Raw genomic sequence first — 17,612 nt, 5'->3', positions numbered from 1 at the left:
GAGAAGAGGCAGCGTCCCTACGCCACCTTGCTACTCCCCTGCGTGATCAACCGCGCCGCGCGCTGGTCGCGGGCGTAGATCCAGAGCCAGCTCAGGGCGACGCTGAGGCGGTGGCGCAGCCCGATCAGGAAGTAGATGTGGGCGATGCCCCAGATCCACCATGCGATGGTGCCGCGCAGTTTGACCTTGCCGAAATCGATCACGGCGAGCCGCTTGCCGATCTGTGCGAGGCTGCCGGAGTGCTTGTAGCGGAATGCACCTTTATTCTCGCCACGCAGGCGCGCCTTGATGGTCTCGGCGACATGCCGGCCCTGCTGCTTGGCGGCCGGCGCGATGCCGGGCACCGGCTTGCCGTCCCAGGCGTTGATCAAGACGGTGTCGCCGATCGCAAAGATTTCGGGATGACCAGGTATCGTCAGGTCGTCTTGGACCTCCACGCGCCCGGCGCGATCGCTTGGCGCGCCCAGCCATTCGGCGGCGGGCGAAGCGCGCACGCCGGCGGCCCAGATCCGCGTCTTTGCCTCAAGCAGCTTGCCGCCGAACACGACGCCCTCACGGTTGATCTCGGTGACGGCCTGGCCCAGCACGACCTCGACGCCGATCTTTTCCAGCGAGGCCTGCGCATAGGCCGAGAGATCATCGGGGAAGCCTGCGAGCACGCGCGGTCCGGCCTCGATCAGCACCACGCGTGCCTTGTGGGTGTCGATGTTGCGGAAGTCGGCGGGGAGCGTGTGGTGCGCCATTTCGGCGATGGTGCCGGCGAGCTCGACGCCGGTCGGGCCGGCGCCGACGATGACGAAGGTCAGCCGCGCCGCGCGTTTGGCCGGATCGGTCTCGCGCTCGGCGCGCTCGAATGCCACCAGGATGTGACGGCGCAGCGTGGTCGCGTCTTCCAGCGTCTTCAGGCCGGGGGCGAACTGCTCCCACTCGTCATGGCCGAAATAGGCATGGCGGGCGCCGGTGGCGAGCACCAGCGTGTCGTAGGGCACCTCGCTGCCGTCGTCGATCAGCACGCAGCGCCGGTCGGCGTCGACGCCACTCACCGTCGCAAACAGGGTCGTCACCTCGCGCCGGTCGCGCATCAGGTGCCGGACCGGCCAGGCGATTTCGCTGGTCGCGAGCGAGGCGGTCGCGACCTGATAGAGCAGCGGCTGAAACAGATGGTGGTTGCGGCGGTCGATCAGGGTGATCTCGACCGGGCTGCCGGCGAGCCGGTAGGTCGCCTCCAGCCCGCCGAAGCCGGCTCCGACGATGACGACGCGGTGGGGATTTGCGGCCATGATAACACCCTCGAATCTCGCTGCTGCTCTCCTTCATGTAAGTGCGCATTGGGCGCCGTAGTCCAATAGCCGTCATCAATCGCGGCATAGGCTGGGCGTATCGTCATCCCGCGAAAAAGCGCCGCAGCCTTGGACGAAGTGAGTAGAATTATATTTCTTGCCATCCTCGATTGGGGCGAAATATGGTGCAGGGGCGGGCGCTGAGCCATTGGCGGCGCGACAGATTTTACGTTCAATAGAGACAGACCCGGGGCGGCGATCACCCCGTTTCCGGGATCAATAATAAGGAGGGGAGTGGTTATGAGGACGGCATTCTGGCTGGCGGGCGCAGCGGCGCTGGTGCTGGCAAATCAGGCTTTCGCCGGCGACACCATCAAGATCGGCTTCGTTTCGACCTTCAGCGGCCCGACCGCCGTGATCGGCAACGACATGCGCAACTCCTTCGAGCTCGCGCTGGATCACATCGGCCGCAAGATGGACGGCAAGCCGGTCGAGGTGATCTACGAGGACGACGGGCAGAAGCCCGATGTCGGCAAGCAGAAGACCGAGAAGCTGGTGCAGTCCGACAAGGTCGATTTCATCGTCGGCTACATCTGGTCGAACGTGCTCCTGGCCTCGCTCAAGACCGCGGTGGATTCGCAGACCTTCCTGATCTCGGCCAATGCCGGTCCGTCGCAGCTCGCCGGCGAACTGTGCTCGCCTTACGTGTTCTCGACCTCCTGGCAGAACGACCAGACGCCCGCCGCCATGGGCCTCTACATGAACCAGAAGGGCGTCAAGAGCGTGTTCCTGATCGGGCCGAACTACGCGGCCGGCAAGGACATGCTCGCGGGCCTGAAGAGCACGTTCAAGGGAGAGGTCAAGGGCGAGGAATACACGGTCTGGCCGAGCCAGCTCGATTTCTCCGCCGAGCTCTCCAAGGCGCGCGCCTCGGGCGCCGAGTCGATCTTCGTATTCTATCCCGGTGCGGCCGGCGTGCAGTTCCTCAATCAATATGCGCAGGCCGGCCTGAAGAGCACGATGCCGCTCTACACCGCCTTCACGGTCGACGAGCTCTCGCTCCCGCTCCAGAAGGAGAACGCGCTCGGCGTGCCCGGCGCGCAGGAATGGGTCAACGACCTCCCGAACGAGCAGAACAAGCGCTTCGTCGCCGACTACCGCAAGAAGTACCCCAATCTGCGCCCGACCTATTATGGCGCGCAGGCCTATGACGCGGCCCAGCTCATCAACAGCGCGGTGGTCGCGGTGAAGGGCGACACCAGCAAGAAGGACGCGATGAAGGCCGAGATGGAGAAGGCCAACTTCAAGTCGCTGCGCGGCCCGTTCAAATACGGCAAGAACCACATCCCGGTGCAGAGCTTCTATCTCCAGGACGTGGTCAAGGACGGCGAAGGCCAGCTCTCGCTGAAGACGGTCGCGACGATCGTGGAGAACGACCAGGATCGCTTCCACGACAAGTGCGCGATGAAGTGAGCTGATGCCTCTTCCCCTCTCCCCGCCTGCGGGGAGAGGGTCAGGGTGAGGGGGAGTCTCCGCGGGGACGAAGGTCGTTGTATTCCTCGATAGTCCCCACATCGTCATTGCGAGCGCAGCGAAGCAATCCAGACTGTCTCCGCGGAGGGACTCTGGATTGCTTCGCTGCGCTCGCAATGACGTGTTGAGAGAGCGTTGCTCCTGGGGGACATATGACTCGCGGAGAGTCCCCCTCACCCGGAATTTGCCACCGCAAATTCCGGCCTCTCCCCGCAGGCGCGGAGAGGCGAAGACCTACACCCGCGGCATGCTCGCAGGCCTTACCTCGCGGGCCTGCGCCGCGAGCCTGATCCCGGCATTGGCTGCCCCAAATCCCTGATAATCCCGTCGCTCCACGATCTCGAAGAAGAAGCGCTCATCGAAGATGTGGGTGTAGACCTGGAAGAACTCGCCGTCGCCTTCGCGGTCGTAGAGGATGTGGTTGGCGCGCAGCTGCGCCATCAGGTCGGGCGCGAGGTCGTATTTGGCTTCGATGTCGTCGTAGTAGTTATCAGGGATATCCAGGAAATCCGCGCCACGCTTGCGCATCGCGGCGACCGTCGCAAAAATATCCCGGCAGGAGAACGCGACGTGCTGCACGCCCGAGCCGAAGAACTCCGAGATGAAGCGCGCCGGCAGGGTGCGGTTGGCGGATGAGCCGTTGAGCACGAAGCGCAGGCTCTGGTCGGCGTTGATGACCGCCTGGCTCTGCACGAGGCCACGCGGGTCGGCGATCTCCATCTGCGGCAGCCGCTTCAGGTCGAGAATGCCGGTGTAGAACAGCAGCCAGGACAGCATCTCGTCGTAGGGCATCGACTGCGCGATGTGATCGACGGCGAGCAGGGCGTCGGCGTTCGCGTCACTTGCGACCGGCTCGAAATCGGTATCCCAGTTCTTGCCGGCCTGATCGAGGAAATAGAGCAGGCTGCCGCCGACGCCATGGATCGCGGGAATCTCCAGCTCGCCCGGCCCGACCGGCTGGTAGAAGGTGCGCGTCTTCAGCGCTTCGGCGCGCTGCATGGCAAGACCGGCATTGTCGACGTCGAGCGCGATCGCGCAGACGCCGGGGCCGTGCGTGACGTAGTGCGAATGCGCAAAGCCGTCGGTCTCACAATTGATCACGAGCTCGACCTTGCCCTGCGACCAGCGCTCCACGGCCTTGCTGCGATGCTTGCCGGTCTTGCGGAAGCCCAGCTGCGCGAAGAGGCGGGCGAGGTCGACCGCCTTGGTCTCGTTGACGGCAAACTCGATGAAGCCGGTGCCATGGCTCTTCGCCTTCGGCGCCAGCGGCTCGCTGACAAGCTTCGGCCAATCCGGTGCAAGCTGATCCTCCAGCAGGATCAGCGAACGCAGGCCGTCGACCGCGGTCTGCGCGGACGAGCCGGCGCGGAACTGGTCGTTGAAGATTTCGAGCGACAGCGGCCCGGCATAGCCGGTCGCTGCGATGGCCTGCATGAATTCACCGACCGGCAGATCGCCCTGGCCGGGGAAGGAGCGGAAGTGCCGGCTCCACGAGAGGATGTCGAGCTCGAGCTTCGGCGCGTCGGCGAGCTGCACCAGAAAGATCTTGTCGCCGGGGATCGAGGCCATGGCGCGAACCGGAAAGCCGGGCGCGAGCGCGTGAAAACTGTCGAGAATGACGCCGATCGCGGGATGATCGGCGCGCCGCACGATCTCCCAGGCATCGCGGTAGTCGTTGACATGGCGGCCCCAGGCCAACGCCTCGTAACCGACTCGCAACCCACGCTTGGCCGCGCGTTCGCCCAGTTCGCGAAAATCGTCCGCGGCGCGATCGATGCCGCCGAGCGAGGCGGGCGAGACGTTGGAGCAGATCAGCAGCAGGTCGGTGCCGAGCTCCTGCATCAGGTCGAACTTGCGCTCGGCGCGAGCAAAGTTGCGCGTCCGCTGCGGCTCCGGCATGCCCTCGAAATCGCGGAACGGCTGGAATGCGCAAATCTCGAGATTGAGATCCTTGCACAGCTGCGCTACCTCGCGCGGACTTGCGCCGAACGACAGCAGATCGTTCTCGAAAATCTCGACCGAGTCGAACCCGGCTGATGCGATGGCGCGGAGCTTCTCGTCCAGGCTGCCAGAGAGCGAGACGGTCGCGATCGAACGCTTGTTCATGCTGCGTTGTCCTCCATGGCGCCGCCGAGAAAGAGCTGGCCGATGCGCGGATCGTTCAGAATGCGCTTCGCGCCGTCGACCATGCGGGTCTGGCCGAGCTCGAGCACGATTCCGATGTCGGAAATCTCCAGCGCCGAGCGCGCATTCTGCTCGATCATCAGGATGGTGACACCGCGGTCGCGCAAGCCTTTCAGGATGTCGAAGGTCTGCTGCACCATCAGCGGCGACAGGCCAATTGAGGGCTCGTCGATCAGCACGAGCTTGGGCTCGAGCAGCAGCGAGCGCGCGATCTCGAGCTGCTTCTGCTCGCCGCCGGAGAGCGTGGAGGCCTGCTGCGCCGACTTGCGGCGCAGCGCGGGAAACAGGTCGAGCGCGGCTTCGATCCGTGCGGACAGGTCGATGCCCTTGCCGGCGGAGACGCCGCCGAGCTCGATATTGTGGCGCACCGACAGTTCGGGAAAGATGTTGCGGCCCTGTGGCACGTAGCAGATGCCGGCATTGAGCAGCGCGCGCTGGCTCAAATTGGTGACGTCGCGGCCCGCAAAGCTGATCTTGCCTTCGCGCAGCTTCAACAGGCCGAAGATCGCCTTGAACACGGTCGACTTGCCGGCACCGTTGGGGCCGATGATGGTGGTGATGGTCGCCTGCGGCACGGCAAACGTCGTGCCGTTCAAAATCGTCATCTTGCCGTAGCCGCCGACGAGATTGTGAACCGAGAGGATCGGGTCGCTCATGATGGCTTCCTAATGTCCGAGATAGGCTTCGATCACGGCGGGATTTTTCCGCACTTCGTCCGGCCGCCCCATCGCCAGCACCTTGCCTTCCGCCATCACCATCACGCGCGAGCACAGCGACATCACGAATTCCATGTTGTGCTCGATCACGACGAAGGTGGCGTTCTTCTCGCGGTTGATCGCGACCAGGCGATCCTTCAGGTCCGACAGCATCGACGGGTTGACGCCGCCGGCGGGCTCGTCGAGCAGGACGAGGCGCGGCCCGCCCATGAAGGCCATCGCGGCATCGAGCAGTTTTTGCTGGCCATAGGAGAGCCCGCCGGCCGGCTCGTCGGCGAGATGGTCGAGCTTGAAGAAGCCGATCATCTGGTTGGCGGCCTCGGTCAGCCCGGCATCGGAGCGGCCGACCAGGCGCGAGGCCATGTTGCCCTGGTGCTCCTGCCCCGCGAGGATCAGGTTCTCGCGCACCGAGAGCTTTGGGAAGACCTGCAAGAGCTGGAAGGTGCGGCTGACCCCGAGCTTGTTGAGCTCGGCGGGACGCAGGCCCGTGACCACCTTGCCGTCGAGCTTGACCTCGCCGCCTGATGGTGTGAGCTGGCCGAGGATGCAGTTGAACAGGGTCGACTTGCCGCAGCCGTTCGGGCCGATCAGGCCGAGGATCTCGCCCTCGCGGACGTCGAATGAGACGCCGTCGACCGCGCTGATGCCGCCGAAATTCTTCTTGATGCCGGTGACTTCCAGGACCGCGCTCATTGCACCGTCTCCAGCCGGGACTTTGCAACGGCCCGCAGTGCGGAGGCCGCCTTGGTGCGGCGCTCGGCGAGGTAGCGATCGAGAATCCCCAGAATGCCGGTCGGCGACCAGATCAAGAGAAGCATCACTGCGACCGCGTAGAGCATCAGATAATACCCTTCCGTGAAGCGCAGCCATTCCGGCAACAGCACCGCGATCATCGCGCCGAGGAAGGGGCCGAAGTAGAAGCCGGCACCGCCGACGATCACCATCATCAAGAGGTCGAGCGAGAGCGACAGGTTGAACGGCACGGGATCGATATATTGCGTCAGCGGCGCATAGAGCGCGCCGGCGACGCCGCCGAGCGCCGAGCCGATCGCGAACGCCATCAGCGTATAGCGCCTTGTGTCCACGCCGAGCGACTGCGCGCGCAGCGGATTTTCGCGCAATGCCATGAAGGCACGGCCCCAGGGCGAGCGGATCAGCCACCACACCGCGAGCGACACGATCGCAAGCGAGCCGAGGCAGACATAGTAGAAGGGTAGCGGCTTGTTGGTCGCGATGCCGAAGATGTGCGGCCGGGGAATGTTGGAGATGCCGTAGATGCCGCCGGTGAGCCAGCTTTCGTTGCGGAACACCAGGAAGGCGAGGGTGGAGAAGGCGAGGGTGACGAAGGCGAGGTAATGGTGCTGCACGCGCAGCGCCGGATAGCCGAGCACCCAGCCGACCGCGAAGCTCAAGGCAATCGCGACCACGATCGCCGCCGGCAGCGGCCAGCCATGGGTCGTCATGATCGCTGCCGCATAGGCGCCGATCCCGACGAAGGCGCCTTGCGCCAGCGAGACCTGGCCGGCATAGCCGAGTGTCAAATTGAGCCCCATCGCGGCGATGCTCATCACCGCCCACTGGCTCAGGATGAACAGGCCGTAGCGGTTGAAATTCATGGGGACGATGATCAGGCCGGCAATGACGATGAGGCCGAGCGCGATCTTCAACGGTTTGGCGAAGCCGCTCATACGGTGCGCTCCTCGGCGCGGCCGAGCAAGCCCTGCGGCCGGAACAGGATGACAGCGATCAGGAAGATCATCGGAACGGCGGCGCGGTACTGCGTCGAGACATAGGCGGCTGCGAGATTGTCGAGCACGCCGATCAGGAGGCCGCCGGCGATGGCGCCGCGCACCTGGTTGAAGCCGCCGACGATCGCGGCGATGAAGGCGGCCTGGCCGAGCACCTCGCCGGAGGAGAACTTTGCGAGGTAGATCGGCGTGATCAAAAGCGACGCCAGCGCGACCAGGAAGGCGTTGATCAGGAACGTCAGCAGGATCATGCGCTCGACCGGCACGCCGATGATGCGCGCCACCGTCGGGTTCTGCGCCGCCGCCTGCATCTGGTGACCGAGCGAAGTGCGGTTGAGAAGGCTCGTCAGGCCGAAGACGGCAAGAATGGCGAGGACGAGGACGCCGATGCTTTGCAGCGATACGGCATGTCCAAGAATGGAAATATCGCCGGTCGGCACGATCGAGGGGAAGGGCGAGGCCTCCGCGCTGAAGAACTGCTTCACGGCCTCCTTGATGCCGATCGCGAGCGCCATCGTCGCGATCGCCAGCGGCAGCACGCCATGGCGCATCATCGGATCGACCAGCAGCATCTTGAAGGCGAGGCCCAGCAGGAGCATCGAGAGCAGGATGCCGAGGATGATCGCGAGCCAGAACGGCGCGCCGGCATGCATCGCCGCCAGCATCAGGAACGCCGGCAGCATCACGAACTCGCCTTGCGCGAAATTGATGGTCTGCGAGGTCTGCCACAGTAGCGTGAAGCCGACCGCGACCAGCGCATAGATCGCACCGGTGGCTAGTCCCGCGACCAGAAGATCGAACAGATTGGACATTTTCCCCTCTCGTGTCCCTACCGCCGCTCTGTCGTCTCCCTCGCCCCGTTCTTACGGGGAGAGGGCGGGGGTGAGGGGCTGTCTCCGCAAGCTCATCTCTCACCGTCTGCGCAGAAGCACCCCTCACCCCAACCCTCTCCCCGCGAAGAGCGGGGCGAGGGAGAGGAGAGACCTCTCCCTGGGTCCGCCTTCGCTGAAGCTTCGGCGGGACGGGCGCGGGGAGAGGCGAAAAAGCCTCACTTCACCTTCGGCAGGACCTGCTTCACCACCTGCTTGCCTTCGACCACCTCGACCAGAAAGCTCTGCCGGTCGATGTCGCCGGTCTCGCTGAAGGTGACGTCCATCAGGATGCCCGGCTCGTCCGCGGCCTTGATGGTCAGGCCGTGCAGCGTGTCGGCGAACGCCTTGCTGTCGACCTTGCCCATCTTCTCGGTGGTGGCCTTCACCATGTAGACGGCGAGATAGCCCTTCAGGCCGTTATGGTCGGGCACGTAATTGTACTTCTTGGCGAACTTGTCGCGGAACGCCTTGATCAGGTCGACCGGTGCGTCCGTGGTGAGGCCGACATGGCCGCGCGCACCGTTGGCGGCATCGCCGGCGAGCTCGATCACCTTCTGGCCGATCAGCGTGGTCTCGCCCATCAGCGGCGCGGTGACGCCCTGGCGCTTCAGCTCTTTCAGGATGCGCGCGCTCTCTTCTTCATTCAGGTAGACGAACACCGCGTCGGGATTGGCGGCCTTGATCTTGCCGACGTCGGCGGCGAAGTCGGCTTGGCCTGCTTCGGTCGAGAGGTCGGCGACCACCTTGGAGCCAAGACGGTCGAGTTCCTTCACGACGACGTCGCGGCCGCCGCGGCCGAAGTCGTTGTTGACCCAGACCACCGCGACCGTCTTCGCCTTCATGTCGTCGTGGATGTATTTTGCGACCTTCGGCATCGACGACTGCTGGCCGAACGAGGTGCGGAACAGGAATTTGTTGCCACCTTGCGTCAGTTCGGCGGCTTCGCCGCCCATGATCTGCGCGATGCCGGCTTCGGCCGCGAGTGGCGCCGTCACCTTGACCGAGCCGGAATAGCCGGGCCCGAGCAGGACATAGGGCTCGGCGTCGAGCGCCTTCTGCACCTGGGCGCGGGCAACGCCGGGGTTGGACTGCGAATCGGCGTGGCTGACCTCCAACTTGCGTCCGAGCACGCCGCCCTTGGCGTTGATCTCCTCGATCGCGAGGTCGATGCCGTTCTTCCAGTTGGTGCCGACGGTGGCGCCGCCGCCCGAGAGTTCGGCGACGTCGGCGAGCTTGATCGCCTGCGCGTGGACGCTGGTTGCAGTCGCGAAGGCAAGCAAGGCGCCTGCCACTAGGGTCGATTTCATGGTCACTCCTCCCATTTTTCGTTGATGTTGTCCGCGGCCTTGTGTCCGGCCGCTTCGGTTACGCGGCGTGATAGGCCGCGCTTCGCGCCGCCATCACCTCGTCGAATGCCTCTCCCATGACCTCGGTCGATGGGGCAAGGCCGGTGAACAATTCGAAGGCGTCAGCGGCCTGGTAGATCGCGAGCTCCCGCCCGGTCATGATCCGCGCGCCCTTGGCCTGTGCCGCTGCCAGCAGCGGCGTGATCAGCGGCGAATAGACGGCGTCCGCGACCCACATTTTCTCGTGCAGCAAGGCCGCCGGGACCGGCATGCCCCGGTTCGGCAGCATGCCGACCGGCGTGCCGTTGACGAGGCCGGTTGCGCCATCGAGCGCGTCCTCGACGCTTTTAGCCACCGTGGCGCCGCCGTGCCTGGCAAGCAATGAAGCGAGCTTTTCGGCGCGCGCCGTCTCGCTGTCGAAGATGCGGAGGCCGGAGACCTTTAGGCTCGCCAGTGCAAAGGCGATCGCCTTGCCGACGCCGCCCGTTCCGATCACGGCGACTGCATTTGCGGACGGTGCCAGCAGCGGCGCGACCGCACGTGCAAACCCGGTCGTGTCGGTGTTGTGGCCGATCAGCCGGCCGTCCTTGACGACGACGGTGTTGACCGCGCCCATGGCGGCCGCGCCCGGCGCCAGCTCGTCGAGCAGCGGGACCACCGCTTCCTTGTAAGGGTAAGTCACGTTGACGCCGGCAAAGCCGAGCCGCCGCACGCCCTCGAGCATCATGCGGAGCCCGGCCGCATCGGCGCCGGCGACCTCGATGAGCTGGTAGTGACCGCGCAGGCCGAGCGCCTCGGCGGCCCGCTCGTGCATGGCAGGGGAGGCAGAATGCGCGATCGGCGCCCCGATCAGGCCGGTGAGAAGCTTCTTGCTGGCGGCGTATCCGCGCTTGGACATGGTTGGCTATCGTCTCGTTGGGAGCGTTGGGTCCTGGCCATTAGCGGGGAAATCCGCACAATTCCAAGGGGCTTCCAGTTGCGACGATAGCCTTTCCCGTGCCTAACACAATTACCCATTTATTGGGCAAACCTAACATAATGTTATTTCTTCCGCGCGCGTGCCGGGGCGGTGTTGCCCTCGCTGCGGGACGGCTCCACCGCGCGCATCTCGGCGCGCAGGGACTCGATGAAATACTCGACATGGAGCGACAGCGGCGCGCCGCGCTTCACCGCGATATAGGTCTCGAACCGCGTCGGCTCGGTGATCTTCAACAGCTCGATTCCCGGATAGCCGCCATGGGCCACCGTGAACTGGTCGATGATGGCGATGCCGAGCCCTGCCTTCACCAGCGCACACACCGTGGTGCCGAAGCGCGCGCGGATCGTGATGTTGTAGTCGAGCCGGTGGCGCGCAAAGATCCCGGCCATGATCCGGCCGTAGGGATCGTTGGGATCGATGCCGATCAGCGGATAGCGGGTGATCTCGGCCGCCGAGACCTGCTTGCGGCCGGCAAGCTCGTGACCCGGCGGCACGATGCAATAGAGCTCACCCGAGGCGAGCGGCATGAAGTCGAGCCCGGAATGCTCGAGCCGATAGCTCATCGCCACACATTCGCCGCGGCCGAGCAGGAGGTAGTCGATGGCCTCCTCGAGCTTGAGGATGTTGATGTCGATGCCGAGATCGGGGTAGCGGCGCCGGACGCGCTCGATCGCGCGCGGCACCATCACCTGGGAGATGCTCGGCACCGAGCCGATGCGCAATTCCGACAAACCGCCGCGGCCGATCTTGGAGATGAGCTCGGAGAGGTCGTCGACCTTCTTGTAGACGCCGTTGATCTGCTCAAAGATGTTCTCGGCTTCCGGCGTCGGGAAATAGCGCCCGTTCTGGCGCTGGAAGAAGCGGATGCCGAGCGTGCGCTCGGTGTATTTGACCAGCCGGCTGATCCCCGGCGCCGACACGTTGAGCAGCTTCGCCGCGCCGCCGATGGTACCCGTCACCATCACGGCACGGATCACTTCAACCTGGCGCAGCGTCATCATGTCGTGGGCATCCCAAAGAGGATCGTGGTGGCGATCATCTCACGAGAGCCGTGATGTCATCCAGCGGCAAGTGTGCGACGGAGCGGGCGGCGCTTCACCCTCCCCCTCCAGGGGAGGGTAAGAGCGCAGCTCGCTCACCGGCAACAATTGCTGATTAACTTCGCAGTCAGAATGTTTCGGCCAAAATCGGCACGTTCGAATGGAAGGGCGCCGCTCGCGCAGAACGTACGCCTCACCTGTAACCGCGTTCTAGCTCGCCGGGCTCTCGGGCGACGCGCTGCCGGGCCGCTCCGCGCGTTCGCGCTGCAGCACTTCGCGCGCGTACTCAATGATCTTCTGCTTGTTTGCCGTTTCGCGGACGGCGAAAAACACGCGGTTGAGTTCCAGGCCGAGCACGCTGTTGAGGGCGATGTCCTCGTCTTCCATCGTGATTTTCCCGCTTCAGACGCCATAGGTGTAACTTGACGTCACTTCCTCCACAAGTAGATTAAATCTCGGGTGCAGACGAGGGCCGGTAAACTACGGAAGCAGCGAATTGAGGCAGCTCCCAAATACGTGCTATACCTACGACGAGGCTCAGGAAACGTACCGATGTCCGCCGTAGACGCCGTAGATTATGGCCGGGAAGCGCTCGACTTCATCGAAGGCCTGGGGACCTATCGCAAGGTACCGGACGCCATGAATGCGCTTGAGGCGGCGTTCGGTCGCTTCGGCTTCGAGACCATCATCGTGACGGGGTTGCCGAATCCCGATCAGCGGTTCGCGCAGATGGTGCTCGCCAAGCGCTGGCCGGCAGGATGGTTCAATCTCTACACCCAGAATAATTACGACCGCGTCGACCCCGTGGTGCGGCTGTGCCGGCAATCGGTCAATCCGTTCGAGTGGTCGGAAGCGCCCTATGATGCCGAGCTCGAGCCGAGCGCGGCCGAGGTGATGAACCGCGCCGGCGATTTTCGCATGTCGCGCGGCTTCATCGTGCCGATCCACGGGCTCACCGGCTACGAGGCGGCGGTGTCGCTCGGCGGCGTCCATCTCGACCTCAATCCCCGCAGCAAGCCGGCACTGCACCTGATGGCAATGTATGGCTTCGACCATATTCGCCGCCTGCTGGATCCGGCGCCGCATCTGTCGACGCGTCTCACCCCGCGCGAGCGCGAGGTGATCGCCTGGGCCTCGCAGGGCAAGTCGGCCTGGGAGATCGGCGAGATCCTGCACATCACGCAGCGCACCGCAGAAGAGCATCTTGCAACCGCCGCGCGCAAGCTCGGTGCCGTCAACCGTACGCATGCGGTTGCACTGGCGATTCGCAACAAGCTCATCAATCCCTAAGCGACGTACTGGGAAATTTCCCAATATCGAACCTGCCTCTTTTCGCAGAGGCTGCCCCTCATTCCGGCTGAATGGGGGTTTTCATGATTCACGCAATTTCTTCGGTCAATCGCCACCTTTACGAAGACGTACTCGAGCAGCACTTCCGACTACGCCACGACATCTTCGTCGAGGAGCGGCACTGGGAGACGCTGCGCCGGCCTGATTGCCGCGAGGTCGATTCCTACGACGACGAGGACACCGTCTATCTGCTCGCGCTGGAAGGCCGGCGCGTCGTCGGCGGTCACCGGCTCTACCCTACCACCAAACCCTCGATGATGAGCGAGGTCTTCCCGCATCTGGCATCGGTTCGCGGCTGCCCTGCGAATCCGCTGGTCTGGGAATGGTCGCGCTACTTTGTCGTGCGCGATCGCCGCGACGGCACTCTCAACCTGCAACTGATGGCAGCGGTGCAGGAGTTCTGCCTCGATCAGGGAATCGCGCAGGTCAGCGCGATCATGGAGACCTGGTGGCTGCCGCGCTTCCATGAGGCCGGCTTCGTCGTGACGCCGCTTGGTCTGCCCGAGCTGGTGGAGAACGCCTGGACCATGGCGGCGACCATCGACATTCGCCGCGAGACCCTCGATGCCCTGCATGATCGCATCGGCATGGATTCGATCGTACAACAGGACGGCCCGCGTCTGGACGCCGTCGCCCGTGCCAACCTCTGCGGCCTTGCTGCCGCGCAACGAAAGAGCGCCTGAAATGTCGAACATGATGCGGGACAGCCAGATCATGGCGCAGACCAAGGACGAGAATCTCGGCTACATGTCCGACATGGCGCTCGAGCTGGCGCAGATGGCGGAAGACACCGGATTGGCAACGCTCGCCTATCTGTTCCGGATGGCGGCGCTGGAAGCCTCGACGGCCAACAGTGTACTGGCCGAGCCGGATGATCTCCCTCGGCAGATGACGTCGCACTAGACGCCTTCTCCTGCTTCCGTCGACCTTCGCGCCCTCTCCCAGGCATGCCTGGGGGAGGGCGATCGTTTGGGTGCGGCAGGTTGACCCATCCTGCGCGGCAGCCTTCTTGCAGGGCCAATTTCGATCGCATGCACCGGCATGCAACAAAGTGCATGTCTGGTGTTGAATCGCTCTTGCCTCGGAACGATACTGCCATTACCCATTTTTCCGCCTTGAAGAGGCAGGGGGAGCTCTTTCACTGATGGCGACCGAGTTCGAACATCGGCGCGACACCGCGTGCGCCTGAAAGAGTTTTGATGCTGCTCGTCGTCGAACAGTTCTTGAACGGATTGCAGTTCGGCCTGCTCCTGTTCCTGCTCGCCGCCGGCCTGACGCTGGTGTTCGGGATCATGGATCTCGTCAACCTCGCGCACGGCTCGCTCTACATGATGGGCGCCTATTTCGCCGCGACCTTTGCGGCCTGGACCGGCAGCTTCCTGCTCGGTGCGCTGCTGGCGTTAGGTGCGACTTTGGTGCTCGGCATCGTGCTGGAGATGTCGGCACTGCGGCATCTCTACGGGCGCGACCATCTCGACCACGTGCTCGCGACCTTCGGTCTGATCCTGTTCTTCAATGAAGCCGTGCGGCTGATCTGGGGTCCGGCCGGGCTTGCGCTGCCGCTGCCGGCCTGGCTCACGGTGCCGGTGCCGATCCTGCCCGGCATCCACTATCCCGCTTATCGTCTCGCCATCATCGTGGTGGCGCTGCTGGTCGCGCTGCTGCTCTATCTCGGCGTGATGCGCACCCGCATCGGCATGCTGATCCGCGCCGGCGCCTCCAACCGCGAGATGATCGGCGCGCTCGGCATCAACATCAAGCTGCTCTACACGCTGGTGTTCGGCCTGGGCGCCGCGCTCGCCGGCCTCGCCGGCCTGATGCAGGCGCCGATCCTCACCGTGCAGATCGGCATGGGCGAGAACATCCTGATCCTCGCCTTCGTCATCATCGTGATCGGCGGCATCGGCTCGATCCGTGGCGCGTTCCTCGCCGCGATCTTCGTCGGCATGATCGACACGCTCGGCCGCGCCTTCCTGCCCAACCTGTTGCGGCAGGTGCTGAGCGGCGCCGCCGCCTCCACCGCCGCGCCCGCGCTGTCGTCCATGCTGATCTATCTGCTGATGGCGATCGTGCTGGTGGTGCGCCCGGAGGGGCTGTTTCCGGCCAACCGTCGATGAAGGCTTTCACTGTGAGCAAGGCCGTCACGGCCCTGATGCTGGCGGGCCTCGTGCTGCTGCCGCTCTATTCGCAGCTGTCCGGCAACATCTTCATCCTGACGCTGTTCACCCGCATCGTCATCCTGGCCCTTGCGGCCGCGAGCCTCAACCTCATCATGGGTTTTGGCGGCATGATGAGCTTCGGCCACGCCGCCTATCTCGGCATCGGCGGCTACGCGGTCGGCATGCTCGCGCAGGAAGGCGTCGGCTCCGGCTTCATCCAGTTCCCGGTCGCGCTCGCGGCTTCCGCGATCTATGCGCTGGTGATCGGCGCGCTTTCCCTTCGTACGCGTGGCGTCTACTTCATCATGATCACGCTGGCGTTTGCGCAGATGGCCTATTACGTCGCCTCCGGCCTCGCGCGTTACGGCGGCGATGACGGTCTCACCGTCTACAAGCGCAGCGACTTCTCCGGCCTGATCAACCTGTCGAACCGCACGCAGTTCTATTATCTCTGCCTCGCCTGCCTGTTCGCCGTGATCGTCCTGATCTGGCGCATCGTCAATTCGCGCTTCGGTCTCGTCTTGCAGGGCCTGCGCTCCAACGAGCAGCGGATGCAGGCGATCGGCTTTCCGGCAAAACGCTACAAGCTCGTCTGCTTCGTCATCTCCGGTATGATGTGCGGCCTTGCCGGCGCACTGCTCGCCAACAACACCGATTTCATCAGCCCGGCCGTGATGTACTGGACCCGCTCCGGCGACCTCATGGTGATGGTGATCCTGGGGGGCATGGGCACGCTGTTCGGCCCGGTGATGGGCGCGGTGGTGTTTTTGCTGCTGGAAGAATTCCTGTCGCAGATCACCGAATACTGGGCGCTGATCATGGGCCCGCTCTTGCTGCTGATCGTGCTGTTCGGCCGCGGCGGTATCATGGGCCTGCTCGGGAGGCTCAATCGTGGCTGAACCGCTGCTCCGCGTCGAAAAACTGGTGCGCCGTTTCGGCGGCATCGTTGCGACGGACAACGTCTCGCTCGACGTAGCTAGCGGCGAGCTGCACGCCATCATCGGCCCGAACGGTGCCGGCAAGACCACGCTGATCAGCCAGCTCACCGGGCACCTCGAACCGCATTCCGGCAGCGTCTCGCTCGGCGGCCGCGACATCACCTATCTGCCGGCCTATCGCCGCTGCGCGCTGGGGCTGGCACGCTCGTTCCAGATCACCTCGCTGCTGCTCGACTTCACCGCCGCCGACAATGTCGCGCTGGCGGCGCAGGCGCATGCAGGCCACTCGTTCCGCTTCTTCGCCAATGCGCGCAAGGAGAAGGGCCTGCGCGATGCCGCCCATGCCGCGCTCGACCGCGTCGGGCTCGGCCATCGCGCCGATGTCCTGGTGTCCAGGCTCAGCCATGGCGAGCGCCGCCAGATCGAGCTCGCGGTCGCGCTCGCGAGCAAGCCGAAGCTGCTGCTGCTGGACGAGCCGATGGCGGGTCTTGGCGTCACCGAATCCCAGCGCATGGTGCAACTGCTTCAGGAGCTGCGGAAGAAAGTCTCGATCGTGCTGGTCGAGCACGATATGCCGGCGGTATTCGCGCTCGCCGACCGCATCTCGGTGCTGGTCTATGGCCGCGTCATCGCCTCCGGTGATCCAGCCGCGATCCGCGCCAATGAGGACGTCAAGCGCGCCTATCTCGGCGACCAGCATGTGGTGACGCACCATGTCTGAAAAGGCGATGGCTGACACGCTGCTCGACGTCGACGGCATCGAGACCTGCTACGGCCTCTCCCAGGTGCTGTTCGGCCTGTCGCTGTCGATCAAGCCGGGCGAGATGGTCTCGCTGATGGGCCGCAACGGCATGGGCAAGACCACGACGATCCGCTCCATCATGGGCCTGACACCGGCACGATCAGGCACGATTCGCTTTGCGGGCGCCGAGGTGCGGCAGCTTCCGTCCTATCGAATTGCAAAACTCGGCGTCGGCCTCGTCCCGGAGGGACGCCAAATCTTTCCGAACCTCACCGTGCGCGAAAATCTCGTCGCGGCCGCCGCCGATCGCTTCGCTAGCCCCAATCCCTGGACGCTGGCCGCGATCTACGTGATGTTCCCCCGCCTTGCCGAGCGCGCCGCCAACATGGGCAACCAGCTCTCCGGCGGCGAGCAGCAGATGCTCGCGATCGGCCGCGCGCTGATGACCAACCCAAAGCTGCTGATCCTGGATGAAGCGACCGAAGGCCTTGCGCCGCTGATCCGCGAAGAAATCTGGAATTGCCTGTCGCTGCTGAAGAGCCGGGGACAGTCGATCCTGGTCGTCGACAAGAACGTCGACCACCTCGCCCGCATCTGCGACCGCCACTACATCATCGAGCGCGGCAAGACGGTGTGGAGCGGCACGTCCGTCGAGCTGATGGCGGAGCCGGATCTCCAGCACAAATATCTGGGCATCTGACGCGCTCCTGGATCTGGTTGCCGTA

Annotated in this window: 18 protein-coding genes; 8 read left to right on the top strand and 10 right to left on the bottom strand. The window is 64.5% G+C overall.

Translation table 11 applies throughout. The annotated features are described in order from the left end of the window. Nucleotides 1–17: 17 nt before the first annotated feature. Nucleotides 18–1,280, bottom strand: coding sequence for an NAD(P)/FAD-dependent oxidoreductase (locus AB7G19_RS41480; RefSeq protein WP_135215218.1), 1,263 nt, complete (start codon nt 1,278–1,280; stop codon nt 18–20). A gap of 300 nt (nt 1,281–1,580) precedes the next feature. Here AB7G19_RS41480 and AB7G19_RS41475 point away from each other — a divergent pair, with 300 nt between their 5' ends. Further along, nucleotides 1,581–2,753, top strand: a complete 1,173-nt coding sequence (locus tag AB7G19_RS41475; RefSeq protein ID WP_028148067.1) for an ABC transporter substrate-binding protein — start codon at nt 1,581–1,583, stop codon at nt 2,751–2,753. Nucleotides 2,754–3,047: 294 nt separating this feature from the next. Here AB7G19_RS41475 and AB7G19_RS41470 read toward each other — a convergent pair whose 3' ends face one another. From AB7G19_RS41470 to AB7G19_RS41430, 9 genes are all read right to left on the bottom strand, one after another. Continuing rightward, nucleotides 3,048–4,919, bottom strand: a complete 1,872-nt coding sequence (locus tag AB7G19_RS41470) for a bifunctional sugar phosphate isomerase/epimerase/4-hydroxyphenylpyruvate dioxygenase family protein (protein ID WP_085399237.1) — start codon at nt 4,917–4,919, stop codon at nt 3,048–3,050. Next, the gene (locus AB7G19_RS41465) at nt 4,916–5,653 is read right to left on the bottom strand and encodes an ABC transporter ATP-binding protein (RefSeq protein ID WP_085399238.1); all 738 of its coding nucleotides are present in this window, start codon (nt 5,651–5,653) and stop codon (nt 4,916–4,918) included. Before AB7G19_RS41465 ends, AB7G19_RS41470 begins: the two co-directional genes overlap by 4 nt. 9 nt (nt 5,654–5,662) lie before the next feature. After that, nucleotides 5,663–6,406 (bottom strand): ABC transporter ATP-binding protein, encoded by a 744-nt coding sequence (locus AB7G19_RS41460; RefSeq protein ID WP_085399239.1) that lies wholly within the window; start codon nt 6,404–6,406, stop codon nt 5,663–5,665. Then, nucleotides 6,403–7,401 carry a branched-chain amino acid ABC transporter permease gene (locus AB7G19_RS41455; RefSeq protein WP_071909113.1) on the bottom strand — a complete coding sequence of 333 codons (999 nt, stop codon included), beginning with the start codon at nt 7,399–7,401 and terminating at the stop codon, nt 6,403–6,405. The genes AB7G19_RS41460 and AB7G19_RS41455 overlap by 4 nt, the downstream gene beginning before the upstream one ends. Beyond that, nucleotides 7,398–8,273 (bottom strand): branched-chain amino acid ABC transporter permease, encoded by an 876-nt coding sequence (locus AB7G19_RS41450; protein ID WP_063979909.1) that lies wholly within the window; start codon nt 8,271–8,273, stop codon nt 7,398–7,400. Before AB7G19_RS41450 ends, AB7G19_RS41455 begins: the two co-directional genes overlap by 4 nt. Before the next feature lie 236 nt (nt 8,274–8,509). Continuing rightward, a complete protein-coding gene (locus tag AB7G19_RS41445; protein ID WP_085399240.1) occupies nt 8,510–9,640 on the bottom strand; it encodes an ABC transporter substrate-binding protein in 1,131 nt (376 codons plus the stop codon). Between the two features lie 58 nt (nt 9,641–9,698). Beyond that, nucleotides 9,699–10,577, bottom strand: a complete 879-nt coding sequence (locus tag AB7G19_RS41440; protein WP_085399241.1) for a shikimate dehydrogenase — start codon at nt 10,575–10,577, stop codon at nt 9,699–9,701. 143 nt (nt 10,578–10,720) lie between these two features. Next, nucleotides 10,721–11,659: a LysR family transcriptional regulator gene (locus AB7G19_RS41435; protein ID WP_135215216.1), complete on the bottom strand. Its 939-nt coding sequence runs from the start codon at nt 11,657–11,659 to the stop codon at nt 10,721–10,723. 249 nt (nt 11,660–11,908) lie between these two features. Beyond that, nucleotides 11,909–12,085 carry a hypothetical protein gene (locus tag AB7G19_RS41430; protein WP_014491261.1) on the bottom strand — a complete coding sequence of 59 codons (177 nt, stop codon included), beginning with the start codon at nt 12,083–12,085 and terminating at the stop codon, nt 11,909–11,911. A 165-nt stretch (nt 12,086–12,250) separates the two neighbouring features. On the opposite strand from AB7G19_RS41430, the gene AB7G19_RS41425 reads away from it, so the two are divergent. The 7 genes from AB7G19_RS41425 (at nt 12,251) to AB7G19_RS41395 (ending at nt 17,587) form a co-directional block, all read left to right on the top strand. Then, nucleotides 12,251–12,988 (top strand): helix-turn-helix transcriptional regulator, encoded by a 738-nt coding sequence (locus AB7G19_RS41425; RefSeq protein WP_063979905.1) that lies wholly within the window; start codon nt 12,251–12,253, stop codon nt 12,986–12,988. An 83-nt stretch (nt 12,989–13,071) separates the two neighbouring features. Further along, complete coding sequence (locus tag AB7G19_RS41420) at nt 13,072–13,731, top strand: acyl-homoserine-lactone synthase (RefSeq protein ID WP_071909116.1); 660 nt, start codon at nt 13,072–13,074, stop codon at nt 13,729–13,731. A gap of 1 nt (nt 13,732) precedes the next feature. Next, on the top strand, nt 13,733–13,951 hold the full coding sequence (locus tag AB7G19_RS41415; protein WP_008540920.1) for a hypothetical protein: 219 nt from the start codon (nt 13,733–13,735) through the stop codon (nt 13,949–13,951). 296 nt (nt 13,952–14,247) lie between these two features. Then, nucleotides 14,248–15,165: a branched-chain amino acid ABC transporter permease gene (locus AB7G19_RS41410; RefSeq protein ID WP_008143427.1), complete on the top strand. Its 918-nt coding sequence runs from the start codon at nt 14,248–14,250 to the stop codon at nt 15,163–15,165. Further along, nucleotides 15,162–16,106, top strand: coding sequence for a branched-chain amino acid ABC transporter permease (locus AB7G19_RS41405; protein ID WP_085399243.1), 945 nt, complete (start codon nt 15,162–15,164; stop codon nt 16,104–16,106). The genes AB7G19_RS41410 and AB7G19_RS41405 overlap by 4 nt, the downstream gene beginning before the upstream one ends. Next, nucleotides 16,099–16,866 carry an ABC transporter ATP-binding protein gene (locus AB7G19_RS41400; RefSeq protein ID WP_441268803.1) on the top strand — a complete coding sequence of 256 codons (768 nt, stop codon included), beginning with the start codon at nt 16,099–16,101 and terminating at the stop codon, nt 16,864–16,866. The genes AB7G19_RS41405 and AB7G19_RS41400 overlap by 8 nt, the downstream gene beginning before the upstream one ends. After that, the gene (locus tag AB7G19_RS41395; protein ID WP_085399244.1) at nt 16,859–17,587 is read left to right on the top strand and encodes an ABC transporter ATP-binding protein; all 729 of its coding nucleotides are present in this window, start codon (nt 16,859–16,861) and stop codon (nt 17,585–17,587) included. The genes AB7G19_RS41400 and AB7G19_RS41395 overlap by 8 nt, the downstream gene beginning before the upstream one ends. The last annotated feature ends 25 nt before the right edge of the window (nt 17,588–17,612 follow it).

Source organism: Bradyrhizobium sp. 215_C5_N1_1, assembly GCF_052075935.1.
Lineage (GTDB): Bacteria > Pseudomonadota > Alphaproteobacteria > Rhizobiales > Xanthobacteraceae > Bradyrhizobium > Bradyrhizobium barranii.
The sequence above is the reverse complement of the archived record's forward strand: the minus strand, read 5'-3'. Positions and strand labels throughout refer to the sequence as shown.

Excerpts from the sequence above, each read along its gene's own strand:
- AB7G19_RS41480 (WP_135215218.1), bottom strand. The coding sequence starts at position 1,280 with ATGGCCGCAAATCCCCACCGCGTCGTCATCGTCGGAGCCGGCTTCGGC.
- AB7G19_RS41475 (WP_028148067.1), top strand. The coding sequence starts at position 1,581 with ATGAGGACGGCATTCTGGCTGGCGGGCGCAGCGGCGCTGGTGCTGGCA.
- AB7G19_RS41470 (WP_085399237.1), bottom strand. The coding sequence starts at position 4,919 with ATGAACAAGCGTTCGATCGCGACCGTCTCGCTCTCTGGCAGCCTGGAC.
- AB7G19_RS41465 (WP_085399238.1), bottom strand. The coding sequence starts at position 5,653 with ATGAGCGACCCGATCCTCTCGGTTCACAATCTCGTCGGCGGCTACGGC.
- AB7G19_RS41460 (WP_085399239.1), bottom strand. The coding sequence starts at position 6,406 with ATGAGCGCGGTCCTGGAAGTCACCGGCATCAAGAAGAATTTCGGCGGC.
- AB7G19_RS41455 (WP_071909113.1), bottom strand. The coding sequence starts at position 7,401 with ATGAGCGGCTTCGCCAAACCGTTGAAGATCGCGCTCGGCCTCATCGTC.
- AB7G19_RS41450 (WP_063979909.1), bottom strand. The coding sequence starts at position 8,273 with ATGTCCAATCTGTTCGATCTTCTGGTCGCGGGACTAGCCACCGGTGCG.
- AB7G19_RS41445 (WP_085399240.1), bottom strand. The coding sequence starts at position 9,640 with ATGAAATCGACCCTAGTGGCAGGCGCCTTGCTTGCCTTCGCGACTGCA.
- AB7G19_RS41440 (WP_085399241.1), bottom strand. The coding sequence starts at position 10,577 with ATGTCCAAGCGCGGATACGCCGCCAGCAAGAAGCTTCTCACCGGCCTG.
- AB7G19_RS41435 (WP_135215216.1), bottom strand. The coding sequence starts at position 11,659 with ATGATGACGCTGCGCCAGGTTGAAGTGATCCGTGCCGTGATGGTGACG.
- AB7G19_RS41430 (WP_014491261.1), bottom strand. The coding sequence starts at position 12,085 with ATGGAAGACGAGGACATCGCCCTCAACAGCGTGCTCGGCCTGGAACTC.
- AB7G19_RS41425 (WP_063979905.1), top strand. The coding sequence starts at position 12,251 with ATGTCCGCCGTAGACGCCGTAGATTATGGCCGGGAAGCGCTCGACTTC.
- AB7G19_RS41420 (WP_071909116.1), top strand. The coding sequence starts at position 13,072 with ATGATTCACGCAATTTCTTCGGTCAATCGCCACCTTTACGAAGACGTA.
- AB7G19_RS41415 (WP_008540920.1), top strand. The coding sequence starts at position 13,733 with ATGTCGAACATGATGCGGGACAGCCAGATCATGGCGCAGACCAAGGAC.
- AB7G19_RS41410 (WP_008143427.1), top strand. The coding sequence starts at position 14,248 with ATGCTGCTCGTCGTCGAACAGTTCTTGAACGGATTGCAGTTCGGCCTG.
- AB7G19_RS41405 (WP_085399243.1), top strand. The coding sequence starts at position 15,162 with ATGAAGGCTTTCACTGTGAGCAAGGCCGTCACGGCCCTGATGCTGGCG.
- AB7G19_RS41395 (WP_085399244.1), top strand. The coding sequence starts at position 16,859 with ATGTCTGAAAAGGCGATGGCTGACACGCTGCTCGACGTCGACGGCATC.